10 protein-coding genes are annotated in these 12,404 nt (G+C 70.9%); 5 read left to right on the forward strand and 5 right to left on the reverse strand.

Annotated features, from left to right (window positions below):
* The first annotated feature begins 121 nt into the window (after positions 1–121).
* Entirely contained in the window at positions 122–769 is a 648-nt protein-coding gene (locus tag AB0I21_RS30050; protein WP_344502968.1) for an HAD family hydrolase, read from the forward strand.
* 161 nt (positions 770–930) lie between these two features.
* Positions 931–1,827 carry an RIO1 family regulatory kinase/ATPase gene (locus AB0I21_RS30055; RefSeq protein ID WP_360566157.1) on the forward strand — a complete coding sequence of 299 codons (897 nt, stop codon included), beginning with the start codon at positions 931–933 and terminating at the stop codon, positions 1,825–1,827.
* Positions 1,828–2,102: 275 nt separating this feature from the next.
* Here AB0I21_RS30055 and AB0I21_RS30060 read toward each other — a convergent pair whose 3' ends face one another.
* Positions 2,103–3,056 carry a quinone oxidoreductase gene (locus AB0I21_RS30060; protein ID WP_360566158.1) on the reverse strand — a complete coding sequence of 318 codons (954 nt, stop codon included), beginning with the start codon at positions 3,054–3,056 and terminating at the stop codon, positions 2,103–2,105.
* Between the two features lie 101 nt (positions 3,057–3,157).
* On the opposite strand from AB0I21_RS30060, the gene AB0I21_RS30065 reads away from it, so the two are divergent.
* Positions 3,158–6,289, forward strand: a complete 3,132-nt coding sequence (locus AB0I21_RS30065; RefSeq protein WP_360566160.1) for an Hsp70 family protein — start codon at positions 3,158–3,160, stop codon at positions 6,287–6,289.
* A gap of 129 nt (positions 6,290–6,418) precedes the next feature.
* Positions 6,419–6,850, forward strand: a complete 432-nt coding sequence (locus AB0I21_RS30070) for a peptidoglycan-binding domain-containing protein (RefSeq protein WP_360566162.1) — start codon at positions 6,419–6,421, stop codon at positions 6,848–6,850.
* Positions 6,851–6,936: 86 nt separating this feature from the next.
* Here AB0I21_RS30070 and acnA read toward each other — a convergent pair whose 3' ends face one another.
* Complete coding sequence (acnA, locus tag AB0I21_RS30075; RefSeq protein WP_360566164.1) at positions 6,937–9,705, reverse strand: aconitate hydratase AcnA; 2,769 nt, start codon at positions 9,703–9,705, stop codon at positions 6,937–6,939.
* Between the two features lie 144 nt (positions 9,706–9,849).
* Here acnA and AB0I21_RS30080 point away from each other — a divergent pair, with 144 nt between their 5' ends.
* Positions 9,850–10,209: a VOC family protein gene (locus AB0I21_RS30080; protein WP_360566166.1), complete on the forward strand. Its 360-nt coding sequence runs from the start codon at positions 9,850–9,852 to the stop codon at positions 10,207–10,209.
* A 42-nt stretch (positions 10,210–10,251) separates the two neighbouring features.
* On the opposite strand, the gene AB0I21_RS30085 is transcribed toward AB0I21_RS30080, so the two are convergent.
* From AB0I21_RS30085 to AB0I21_RS30095, 3 genes are all read right to left on the reverse strand, one after another.
* On the reverse strand, positions 10,252–10,626 hold the full coding sequence (locus AB0I21_RS30085; RefSeq protein WP_360566167.1) for a hypothetical protein: 375 nt from the start codon (positions 10,624–10,626) through the stop codon (positions 10,252–10,254).
* A 116-nt stretch (positions 10,627–10,742) separates the two neighbouring features.
* Positions 10,743–11,270, reverse strand: coding sequence for a YbhB/YbcL family Raf kinase inhibitor-like protein (locus AB0I21_RS30090; RefSeq protein ID WP_360566169.1), 528 nt, complete (start codon positions 11,268–11,270; stop codon positions 10,743–10,745).
* A 62-nt stretch (positions 11,271–11,332) separates the two neighbouring features.
* Positions 11,333–12,061 carry a hypothetical protein gene (locus AB0I21_RS30095; protein WP_360566171.1) on the reverse strand — a complete coding sequence of 243 codons (729 nt, stop codon included), beginning with the start codon at positions 12,059–12,061 and terminating at the stop codon, positions 11,333–11,335.
* Between the last annotated feature and the right edge of the window lie 343 nt (positions 12,062–12,404).

Consider the following 12,404-nt stretch of genomic DNA (forward strand, 5'->3'; position numbering starts at 1 on the left):
TACATACGGTTTGGCACATTGCCCAGGGAAAACGGTGCGTTTCACCCCGTTCTGTGGGGATCCTCGGCCATCGAAAATGTGAGCACTGTTTTATGTCATTCCGGTCACGTACCCTGCCCGCGTGCCCCTGTTGTTGCTCTCCCTGGACGACACCCTGCTGGACAGGGCCGGGGCGTTCCGCGCATGGGCCGGCGACTTCCTGCGTGGCATCGGCGCGCCCGAATACGACCTGGACTGGCTGCTGTCCGTGGACGCCGACGGGATGGGTTCGACGTGGGACGTCGCCGAGGGGATCCGGGAGCGGTACGGGCTCCGCGAGGCCGCGATCGACATCGTCGAGGAGATCCGCGGCGAGCTGATGGCCCGGGTCCGGCTCAACCCGCTGACCGCCTGCGCCCTCGCGATCGCCGAGGACGCCGGCTGGGTGCCGGTCGTCGTCACCAACGGCGAGACCCGGCAGCAGGAGGAGAAGCTGCGCAAGACCGGGCTCGACCGGTACCTGGCGGACTGGGTCATCTCCGAGGACGTCGGCGTCCGCAAGCCCAACCCGCGGATCTTCGCGATCGCGGCGGAGCGGGCGCGGATGCGGCTCGGCGGCGCCTGGATCATCGGCGACAGCCCCGAGGCCGACATCGGCGGCGCCGCGGACGTCGGGATGCGCAGCGTCTGGCTGCACCGGGGCCGCCGCTGGGTGGAGCCCCGCTACGCGCCGACCCGCACGGCCGACGGGGTGATCGCCGCGATCGCCGAGGTCATGGCGTCGCGGTAATTCGGTTGCGTTTTCCGCGGGTGTACGGGATGGTGCACCTGACCTCAGGGTCTTCGTGTCTTCGTGTCTCGAGTTGAGAGGGGGCTGGTTCGCATGGCTGCCGTCACGGCGCGTTTCCGCATGCCGACTTCCGCTTTCCTCTTGACTCTGGAGACCTCGCGTTGCGCGACAACGACTCTTCTGGCACGTCCGCTCGCCGCCGCCGCAAGTTCGACGACGACGATCCGACCTTCGTAAAACGCTCCACCCCGTCCAGCGAGCCCGTCTGGGACCTCGTGGAGGAGGAGACCGGCTGGTCCTCGTGGAGCGCGCCCGGCGTGCAGCACGGCCCGGCCCCGTTCCCCGACTGGGTGATCACCGAGCACGCCGCCAAGGACACCGACCGGGGCGTGCTCAAGACCGGTAAGGAAGCCGACGTCCACCTGGTGGAGCGCGGCGTCCCCGGCACCGACCGGCGGGTCCTGCTCGCCGCGAAGCGGTACCGGGCCGCCGAGCACCGCCTCTTCCACCGCGACTCCGGTTACCTGGAGGGCCGCCGGGTCCGCGAGTCCCGGGTCACCCGGGCGATGGCGGGTCGGACGGCGTTCGGCCGGGAGGCGATCGCCGGCCAGTGGGCGAACGCCGAGTTCGGCGCGCTCGCGCAGCTGTGGGAGCTAGGGGTCTGCGTCCCGTACCCGGTGCAGCTGCTCGGCACGGAGCTCATGCTGCAGTTCATCGGGGACGACGACGGCACGGCCGCGCCGCGGCTCGCGCAGACCCGCCCGGACCTGGACCTGCTGGCGGACCTGTGGTGGCAGCTGGTCGACGCGCTGCGGGTCCTCGCCCGCGCCGGCGTCGCCCACGGCGACCTGTCGCCGTACAACACCCTCGTCCACGACGGGCGGCTGGTCATCATCGACCTGCCGCAGATCGTCGACGTGGTGATCAACCCGAAGGGGGCGGACTTCCTGGCCCGCGACGTCGCCAACATGGCGAAGTGGTTCACGGGCAAGGGCTTCCCCGTGGATCCGGAGCCGCTGATCGTGGAGCTGCTGCACGACGCCGGCATGCGGGTCTGACAAGCGCGTGGCCCGCCCGGTGTTGTGGCCGGGCGGGCCGCGGTTTGAAAGCGGCGGGGAGGGTTTGTTCCGCCGCTTCCGTCTGTGCGAGGTGTCGAACCTCGCTCAGCTCATGCGGATGGCCACCGCGGGCACGGCGCCCTTGCGGGGTTGCGTGTGCGGCTCGCGCTGCGGCGTCGCCACGTGGCTCATCGCGCGTCACCCTCCTTCGACCAGTGCATGGTCTAGTCGGGGGACTTCCCGGCTTCGCGCAGGTCCGTCGCCTGAGATCACGATCACGGAATAATGAGCAGCTTCCCGGTCGACTGCCGGCCCTCCAGTGCGGCATACGCGTCCTGTACGGCGTCCAGCGGGTACTTCCCCGTGACGGCCACCTCGACGACGCCGTCCGCGATCCAGCCGAACAGCGTTTCGGCGCGTTCGAGCAGTTCGTGCCGCTTCGCGATGAAGTGCCCCAGGGTGGGGCGGGTCAGCATGTAGGACCCCGCCATGAGGCGCAGCGGGTCGACCGGCGGCACCTTCCCGCTCGCCGCGCCGAACAGCACGAGGGTGCCGCGCGGGCGGAGCGCCTCGAGACTGGTGTCGAACGTGTCCTTGCCCACGCCGTCGTACACGGCCGCCGCGCCGTCGCTGACCTCGCGGACGGCTTGCAGGGCCGCGTCGTACGGCACGGCCCGCACCGCACCGTCGGCGAGGGCGATCTCCCGCTTCGCGGGCGTGCCGGCGGTCGCCACCACCCGTCCGCCGAGGTGCGTGATGATCCTCGTCAGCAGGCGCCCGACCCCACCCGCGGCGGCGTGCACCAGGACGGTGTCCCCGGCGCGCACCGGGTAGGAGTCGAGGGTCAGGTAGTGCGCGGTGAGGCCCTGCAGCATCGCCGCGGCCGCCTGCTCGGTGCTGATCCCGTCCGGCACGGGCACCAGCCGGTCCGCCGGGACGACGGCCTGCTCCGCGTGGCTGCCGGGGACGCCCGTCCACGCCACCCGGTCGCCGGGGGCGAGGCCCTCCACCCCGTCACCGAAGCTGAGCACCGTGCCGCCGCCCTCGCTGCCCAGCACGAACGGCAGCGGCACCTGGTAGGTGCCGCTGCGCTGGTACACGTCGATGAAATTCACCCCGCTGGCTTCCACGAGCACCAGGACCTCGCCCGGCCCCGGCTGCGGGTCCGGGACTTCCTTCGCCCGCAGGACCTCCCGGTCGCCGTACTGCTCGAACACGACTGCGCGCATCGACCCTCCCGTTTCTGTGTCGGCTTCCTGTCTACCCCAAACCGCCGATCGGAAATGTCGTACCGCTGCCGTACGATCCCGGGGTCTTTGGAGGTGAGGGCGTGGGGCCGACCCATCGTCTCGCGATCGATCTGGGCACCTGCCACACCGTGGCGGTCGTCCGCCGTGGTGACGACGCCCCCCGCGCGCTGCTCTTCGACGGCTCGCCGGTCATGGCGTCCGGCATCTACGCCGACGAGAGCGGCAAGCTCTCCGTCGGCCGCGACGCGGAGCGGCTCTCCCAGCTGGCCCCGTCCCGCTTCGAGCCCTACCCGAAGCGCAGCGTCGACGAGGGCGCGGTCCTGCTCGGCGACACCGAGGTCACCGTCGTCGAGATGCTCTCCGCGCTGCTCAAGCGGGTCGCCGACGAGTCCCTGCAGGCCGGGGTCAACCCCGTCGGCTCCACCGTCCTCACCTGCCCCGCCGACTGGGGCGGCCAGCGGCGCAACGTGTTGCTGGAGGCGGCCCGCGCCGCCAACCTCGGCCCGGTCGTCCTCGTCGACGAGCCCATCGCCGCCGCCACCTACTGCCTGCGCGTCCTCGGCCAGCAGGTCGCACCGCTGCAGTCCCTCGCCGTGTTCGACTTCGGCGGCGGCACGCTCGACGTCTCCGTGGTGCGCCGCGAGCCCGCCGCCGCGGGTGGCGCGGGCGGCCTGCGCGTCCTCGGCGTCGGCGGCCTCGACGACCTCGGCGGCGTCGACATCGACGCGGCCCTCGTCGGCCACCTCGGCCAGCTCATCAGCCTGCGCAACCCCGAGATCTGGCAGCGCCTCGCCAATCCCGACAGCATCGCCGCGCACCGCGACCGCCGCGCCCTGTGGACCGAGGTCCGCGCCGCGAAGGAGATGCTGTCCCGCGCCGCCTCCGCCCCGATCCACGTCCCCGGCACCGAAGAGGCCCTGCACATCACCCGCGAGGAGCTGGAGCGCGTCGCCGGCCCCCTCATCGACCGCGCCGTCGACGAGACCCGCCGCGTCCTGGAGCGCGCCGGCGTCGACGTCCGCCAGCTCGCGGGCATCTTCCTCGTCGGCGGCTCCTCCCGCATCCCGCTCGTCGCGAGCCGCCTGCACGCCCGCTTCGGCGTCGCCCCCGTCGTGCCCGAGCAGCCCGAGCTGCCCGTCGCCTATGGCGGCATGCTCGCCGTGGCCACCTCACCCCAGCAGCTCTTCGACGGCGGCCAGTCCCCGGCCCCCCGCCCGGTCTCCGGCACCCCGGTCTCCCCGAGCGGCGGCACCTCCTACCCGGTCTCGGTCCCGATCGCGGGGATCGGCGGCTCGTCGTCCCCGACCTCTCCAGGCGCCTACGGTTCCCCGGCAGGCGTGTCGCAGACCTTCAACGCCGCCTCCCCGTCGTCCCCGGCCGCCTTCGTCCCCAACCAGAGCGGCCGTCCCGGCGGGCCCGGGTTCGGCGGCCCGGCGGCGTTCGGCGCGACCGCTCCGCCCGGCGTCCGGCCCGCTCCCGGCGGTCCCGGCCTGGCCCGCCCCGACGTCCCCGCCGGCATCGGCGCCCCCGGCGGCTTCAGCACTCCCGGCGGCCAACCCGGCCAGGGCGGTCCCGGTTTCAGCACTCCGGGCGGCCCAAGCGGTCCCGGCTTCGGCACTCCGGGCGGCCCGCCCGGCCAGGGCGGCTTCGGGGCCACGACGTTCCCGCCGGGCGGCCAGCCCGCGTTCACCCCACCCCCACCGGTCATCGTCCGCCCCCGCCGCAGCGCCGCCCCCTGGATCGCCCTCGTCATCGTCCTGTCCCTCATCGGCGGCTGCCTCTGGGGCGGCTCCAAGGTCTTCACCTGGATCGGCGACCAGTTCGAGTCGGTGAAGGACAGCCTTCCCGGCGACAGCCCGACCGGCGACGACGGCAAGCTCACCAATCCGAAGGTGGACGGGCTCCAGGAGGGCAAGCCGATCACGGTCGACGGCGCGGCCGGCGGATTCACCGCTCTTGCCGGCGCCGGCGTGATCTACACAGCGGAGTCGACCGCTGAGAGCACCAAGGTCACCGCCTACCCGACGCTCGGCGACCAGGCGACGTGGACCGTGAGCGTGCCGATGGCCCCGAAGGAGCTGCGCCTCAGCCTGGTCGGCGGCCTGTTGCTCGTCGATGGCGATGGCGACACCAAGCGAAGCGACAACGACTCGCGGTCCGTCATCGACGTCGCCACCGGCGGCGTGAAGTGGACCGCAGGCTGGGACAACCGGATCGACCTGCAGTACCTGCGCAACGGCACCGGCATCGACGCCGTCACCGAGGTCCGGTCCAACCCGTCATCGGTGCAGCGATTCGACCTGCTGACCGGCAAGTCCCGCTGGACCCATCCCGGTGAGAAGTCGTTCTTCATCAACGGCCAGCGCAGGGCTAAGGCCGCCGGCACGTGGACGAGGTCGGCAGACGCCGGTGACCTTGTTGTGCCGACCTACGAGAAGTCGTTCGCAGGGGTGCAATCGTTCGCCGAGTCACTGGGCGCCGACCCGGCGACGGTCGTCCACGTCATCGACGACAACACCGTCACGCTCGTCAACATCGCGGACGGCAAGACCAAGGCGTCGGCGCCCATCAAGGGCGGGGAGAACGACTTCTTCATGGCGTATGGTGGCGCGTTCGTCTCAGTTCCGCCCGACGCGAAGAACACGATCGTCGGCTACAGCCTGCGTGACCTCAGCAAGATGTGGGAGTTCAAGGCGCCGCCCGGTGTGGAGATCGAGGACGTCCGGCCGTGTGGGGAGAAGCTGATCTGCCTCGCGCTGGAGAAGTCGCTGGATTACACGATCACCGCGGTCAACGTCGGCGACGGCAAGCAGGCCTGGACGAAGCAGCTCGGCGAGGGCGACGAGCCCAGCTGGTATGTCGTGGACGGCAAGCTGCTGCTGGGTGAGGACTCCGGCGGTGACGTGAGCGGGCCGTCGATCTGCGACCCGGCCAACGGCAACGTCAAGTACGGCGTCGCGGAGTCGGCGACGTCACCCACGGCCATGGCCGCCAGCGGCGGCCGGATCGCGGTGCGGACCCTGCGCATCTCGGGTGGCGCCTCGGTGTGGCAGGTGTCGGTCGCCGACCTCGGCACGGGCAAGGTGATCGGCGCCGCCGACGTCAGCGGCAGCAGCAACACCCTGACGACCATCACGGTCAGCGCCGACTCGGTCACCGCCATCTCCGACAAGGAGAGGGTCATCCACCGCTACAGCATCCCGAAGAAGTAGCCAGCCGCGGCTCCGGCCCGTGGTTCAGCGGGCCGGAGCGAGACGGATGTGACGCGTCCGCACTGCCTCATGAGTCCCTTTTGCCGTAGCGGGCGGCAGGCGTCATTCGATGTTGGGACACTGATGGCTATGAATGTTCTGCAGCGCGTCTCCAAGTCGCTCGTCGCGATCTCAGTGGGTGCGGCGAGCTGCCTGGTGCTCGCCGAGCCGGCGGCGGCCGCCACCCCGGTCTGCAGCACGTATCGGAATCTGTCCGGCTACCTCGCGCCCACGAGCAGCGCCGGGAGTCGGTCCTGCTGGCTGCAGCGTGGCCACAAGGGTGACGGTGTCGTGGTGCTGCAGACGATCCTGGACATCTGCTACGGCGACTACCTGGACTACATCGGCTTCCCGTACAAGGTCGAGAACGACGGTGACTTCGGACCCATCACCCGGGAAGCCTTGAGGCAGGTTCAGAAGGCTGAGGGCATCGATGCCGACGGGGTCTACGGCCCCGTGACGGCCCACACGATCATGATCGTCGGCACGAACAAGCCCTGCAACTACGTGAACTACGTGTAGATCGTTGCGCTGGTCAACGCCGATCGACAATGCGACGGGCCGGTCACCGTGGTGGTGGCCGGCCCGTTGCGTTGGAGAGCCTCTGGTTACGCCTCGATCATCTTGCGCAGGACGTACTGGAGGATGCCGCCGTGGCGGTAGTAGTCCGCCTCGCCGGGGGTGTCGATGCGGACGACGGCGTCGAACTCGGTGCCGGTGTCGGTGGTGACCTTGACGGTGCGGGGGGTGGTGCCGTCGTTGAGCTGTTCGACGCCGGTGACCGTGAAGGTCTCGGTGCCGGTGAGGCCCAGGGACTCGGCGTTCTGGCCCTGCGGGTACTGCAGCGGCAGGACGCCCATGCCGATGAGGTTGGAGCGGTGGATGCGCTCGTAGCTCTCGGCGATGACGGTGCGGACGCCCAGCAGGGCGGTGCCCTTCGCGGCCCAGTCGCGGGACGAGCCCGAGCCATACTCCTTGCCGGCCAGGATGACCAGCGGGGTGCCGGCCTCGGCGTACGCGACGGAGGCGTCGTAGATGGTCGTCTGCTCACCGGTGAGGTGGTTGACGGTGACGCCGCCCTCGGTGCCGGGGGCGAGCTGGTTGCGCAGGCGGATGTTCGCGAACGTGCCGCGGATCATCACCTCGTGGTTGCCGCGCCGGGAGCCGTACGAGTTGAAGTCCTTGCGGTCCACGCCGTGCGCGGCGAGGTACTTGCCCGCGGGGGAGTCGGCCTTGATCGAGCCGGCGGGGGAGATGTGGTCGGTGGTGACCGAGTCGCCGAGCTTCGCCAGGACCCGGGCGCCGCTGATATCGGAGACCGGGGCCGGCGAGGTGGCCATGCCCTCGAAGTACGGGGGCTTCCGCACGTACGTCGACTCGGCGTCCCACTCGAACGTGGAGCCGGTCGGCGTGGGCAGCGACTGCCACTGCTCGTCGCCGGCGAACACGTCGGCGTAGCGGGAGTTGTACAGGTCGCTGCCGATGGCCGCGGCGATGGTGTCCTCGACCTCCTTCGGCGTGGGCCAGATGTCGCGGAGGTACACCGGCTGGCCGTCGGAGCCGGTGCCGAGCGGCTCGCTGGTGAGGTCCAGGTCCATGGTGCCGGCGAGGGCGTACGCGACGACGAGCGGCGGCGACGCGAGGTAGTTCATCTTCACGTCGGGGTTGATGCGGCCCTCGAAGTTGCGGTTGCCGGACAGCACCGACACGACGCTGAGGTCGTGCTCGTTGACGGCGGCGCTCACCGCCTCGGGCAGCGGGCCGGAGTTGCCGATGCAGGTCGTGCAGCCGTACCCGACGAGGTTGAAGCCGAGCTTGTCGAGGTACGCGGTGAGCCCCGCCCGCTCGTAGTAGTCGGTGACGACCTTCGAGCCGGGCGCCAGGGTGGTCTTCACCCACGGCTTGACGGTGAGGCCCCGCTCGACGGCGTTGCGGGCCAGCAGGCCAGCGCCGATCATGACCTGCGGGTTGGACGTGTTGGTGCAGGAGGTGATCGCGGCGATGACGACGGCGCCGTGGTCGAGCTCGAAGTCGCCGACCTTCACCGGCTTCGACTGGCGCCCGTTGGCGCCGCGGGCGGCCGAGACGAGGTCGTGCGGCTTGTCGCCGTTGGCCTGCAGGTGGTTGGCGGGCGGGTCGCTGGCCGGGAAGGACTCGGCGCTCGCCTCGTCGGCCGGGCCCTCGATGCCACCGTCGGCGACGTAGTCACCCAGTACACCTCGGAACAACGGCTTGGCGCTCTTCAGCGGCACCCGGTCCTGGGGTCGCTTCGGGCCCGCGAGGGAGGGCTCGATGGTGGACAGGTCCAGCTCGAGACGCTCGGAGTAGTCCGGCTCGGCGGCCGGGTCGTGCCAGAGGCCCTGCTCCTTGGCGTACGCCTCGACGAGCGCGACCTGGGCCTCGTCGCGGCCGGTGAGGCGCAGGTACTTGATCGTCTCGTCGTCGATCGGGAAGATCGCGACGGTCGAGCCGTACTCCGGGCTCATGTTGCCGATCGTGGCGCGGTTGGCGAGCGGGACGGCGCTGACGCCGGGGCCGTAGAACTCGACGAACTTGCCGACGACGCCGTGCTTGCGCAGCTTCTCGGTGATGACGAGCACCAGGTCGGTGGCGGTGCAGCCCTCGGGGAGCTCGCCGCTGAGCTTGAAGCCCACGACCCGCGGGATCAGCATCGACACGGGCTGGCCGAGCATCGCGGCCTCCGCCTCGATACCGCCGACGCCCCAGCCGACCACGCCCAGGCCGTTGACCATCGTGGTGTGCGAGTCGGTGCCGACGACCGTGTCCGGGTAGGCCTGGCCCTTGCGGGGCATGACGACCGGCGCCAGGTACTCGATGTTGACCTGGTGCACGATGCCGGTGCCCGGGGGCACGACCTTGAACTCGTTGAACGCGGTCTGGCCCCAGCGCAGGAACTGGTAGCGCTCCTTGTTGCGCCCGTACTCCAGCTCGACGTTGCGCTCGAAGGCGTCCGGCCGGCCGAACAGGTCGGCGATGACCGAGTGGTCGATGACCAGCTCGGCGGGGGCGAGCGGGTTCACGCGGGTCGGGTCGCCGCCGAGCTCGACGACGGCCTCGCGCATGGTGGCCAGGTCGACGACGCACGGGACGCCGGTGAAGTCCTGCATCAGTACCCGGGCGGGCGTGAACTGGATCTCCACGCTGGGCTCCGCGGTGGCGTCCCAGCCACCGAGCGCACGGATGTGCTCGGCGGTGATGTTGGCGCCGTCCTCGGTGCGCAGCAGGTTCTCAAGGAGGATCTTCAGGCTGTAGGGCAGGCGCTCGGCGCCCTCGACCTTGTCGACCTTGAAGATCTCGTAGCTGGCGTCACCGACGCTCAGCTGGCTCTTGGCTCCGAACGTGTCGAGGCTCGCCACGGCGTTGCTCCCTTAAGTCATCAGGCGGGTGTCTCACGGCAAGTCTTCCGCAAGTGGGACGCCCAGTCGTCGTCAACCGTCGTCCAGCAAGAAAACCGTACGTCCGTCTTGTTAAACCCGCAAGCGTGTACCAAGCTGTGAAACATGATTCACCACGCCCAACTCGCCTGCCCGGCGGGCTCCGAGGCGGTGTCGATCGCCTTCTACGGTGACCTGCTCGGCCTCGCCGTGGTGCCGAAACCGGCGGCGCTCGCCGGAAGGGGTGGCTGCTGGTTCCGGGGGCACGGCATCGAGCTGCACCTGGGGGTGGAGGCGCCGTTCACGCCGGCGCGCAAGGCTCACCCCGGGCTGCTCTGGCCCGACCTGCCGGCGCTCGCCGCGCGGCTGTCCGCGGCCGGCCACCAGGTGACGTGGAGCGACGAGCTGCCCGGGTACCGGCGATTCCACACCTTCGACCCGCACGGCAACCGGTTGGAGTTCTTGCAGCCGGTTGTCGCCTTTTAGATTTTTCAGCTTTATCGGATTTGTCGGATTTTTCCGAGCTTCTCAGAGATCGACGGTCCACCCGCCGGCATCCTGCTGGAAGCCGGCCTGGCGCAGCAGATCGTGGCCGTTCGGGGGGAACTCGGCGGCGAGCCGCTCCGCCTCACCCGCGCGCAGCGCGTCGACGAGCCCCTGCAGGACCTGCACCGCGAGGTCGCGCCGTCCCGGCGGCGCGGCGAGACGGATCAGCCTGACCGTGGCCCCGTCGGGGCGGACGGCGGCGAGCGCGGCGGCGGGCTGCTCGTCGTCGCAGACCGGATCGACCAGCTCCCACCACTGCACCCCGGACGTGGCCGGCGTGCCCCAGTGGGCGGTGATGCGCCGGGTCACGGCGAGGCGGTGTGCCGGCACGCGCCGGACAAGGAGTAGGGGATCCACCCGAGCACTGTGTGGGATCGGTCTTGCAGGACCCTTGCCTTCGCTTTGCCACGTGGCGTGGGGTCCTCGTGTACCCGCCCGCGTGCTTGTGGGCACGCGGGCGGTGTCACCTTGCGTCAGAACCCGAACTCGGACACCAGCACGGCCCGGGCGATCGTGTGCGCGACCACGTTGAACCCGACGACGTTCGCCGCCGCGTCGGCGCCGATCTCCAGGGCGTCCACGTCGAGGGCGTGCACCGCGAAGAAGTACCGGTGCGGCGCGTCCTTCGGCGGCGGCGCCGCACCGCCGAAGTCCCGGGTGCCGTAGTCGTTGCGGGCGTGGATCGCCTCGTCCGGCAGGCCGTCCTTGTCACCCGTGCCGGCACCCGTCGGCAGCTCGGTCGCGTCCGCCGGCAGGTTGTACACGATCCAGTGCCAGAACCCGCCGCCTGTCGGCGCGTCCGGGTCGTAGCAGGTCAGCGCGAAGCTCTTCGTCTCGGTCGGGAACCCCGACCAGCTCAGGTGGGGCGAGGTGTTGCCACGCTCGTAGACCTGCGCGTCGGGCAGCGTGCCGCCGTCGGTGAGGTCCTCGCTGGTCAACGCGAACGCCGGCACCGCGGGCAGGAAGTCGTACGGCGACGGGGGGCGGGGTCGGTCGGTCATGCGCACTCTCCTAGTGCTGGGATGGCTCCTAACCAGATCCTCTTACCCAACGACCAGCGGGCTCAAGTGACGCCGGTCAGCCTCGCGTACTCCGCCTCGGTCCCGATCGCCGCCCGCCGGTCCGGATGCTCCACGTAGTGCTCGACCACCGACCCGAGAAACACCGGCTCGACCGCCAGCAGCTCCAGCGGCACCAGCAACCAGCCCGGCTCATGCCGCCCCGGCCGCCGGATGCTGAGCGCCAGCTTCGGGCTGCGCACGGTGAGCGGCAGCGGTCGCTGCGGCACCTGTACGAGGTCGTCCCAGCGGACCCGCCGGCTGCCACCCGCGCGGATCGTGAGCCCGTCGGGGCTGAAGACGATCCGCGGCCCCCGCAGCAACGGCACCGCGGCCAGCCCGATGAGCAACACGGCGACCGCGTTCAACGTGACCCGCAGCTCGACCGGTGCGCTCGGGTCGCTCTCCAGGAACAACGTGCCGAGCAACGCCCACGCCATCGCCGCCCGCCCCGACCAGACCGGAGACCCCGGCACGACGAACGCGTCCCCACGCACCCGCAACGCCGCCGGCGGCGGCTGCATCACCGGCCGCAGCGCGATCCCGAACCCCACGAACGCGCCGCTGAGCAGCACGACCGGCGCCAGCAGCAACGTCACCGCCAGCCACGTCGGCGTGCGCGCCTCGGTCACCCCGAACTCGTACCCGACCCGCAGCCCCACCAGCGCCAACGCGACTACCCCAGCCGCGATCCTGCTCCCGCGCACATAGCGGCCGAGCTGCTCCGACGTCACACCGGCCAGTGTACGAACAACCGCATCGGCCGACATGAGTAACATTGGGCGACGCGGTCATCGCGCTGCGAAACCACGATTTGGTGACATGAAGTAGCGTGCTGTACAGCGGAATGCCCGGCGCCACTCACCCGTTCCCATCGACCAACCGCCTCGCCCTCGCCCCAGCCGCCCCGCCGTCACCCCGACCCAGCGCAGACGCCCGCACCCACCCGCGCGCGTCACCCAGGCGGCGCCACGCGCGTCGCTCTGGCCCGACGGCCCGTACCCTGCGCCGGCGCGACAGGCTCGGGGCTCACCGGGTCGCCGCTCTTGCGGCAGGTGAACCAGCCCTGCCGGTGAG

The organism is Dactylosporangium sp. NPDC050588, assembly GCF_040654975.1.
Lineage (GTDB): Bacteria > Actinomycetota > Actinomycetes > Mycobacteriales > Micromonosporaceae > Dactylosporangium > Dactylosporangium maewongense.

Excerpts from the sequence above, each read along its gene's own strand:
- AB0I21_RS30090 (WP_360566169.1), bottom strand. The coding sequence starts at position 11,270 with ATGACCGACCGACCCCGCCCCCCGTCGCCGTACGACTTCCTGCCCGCG.
- AB0I21_RS30080 (WP_360566166.1), top strand. The coding sequence starts at position 9,850 with ATGATTCACCACGCCCAACTCGCCTGCCCGGCGGGCTCCGAGGCGGTG.
- AB0I21_RS30060 (WP_360566158.1), bottom strand. The coding sequence starts at position 3,056 with ATGCGCGCAGTCGTGTTCGAGCAGTACGGCGACCGGGAGGTCCTGCGG.
- AB0I21_RS30070 (WP_360566162.1), top strand. The coding sequence starts at position 6,419 with ATGAATGTTCTGCAGCGCGTCTCCAAGTCGCTCGTCGCGATCTCAGTG.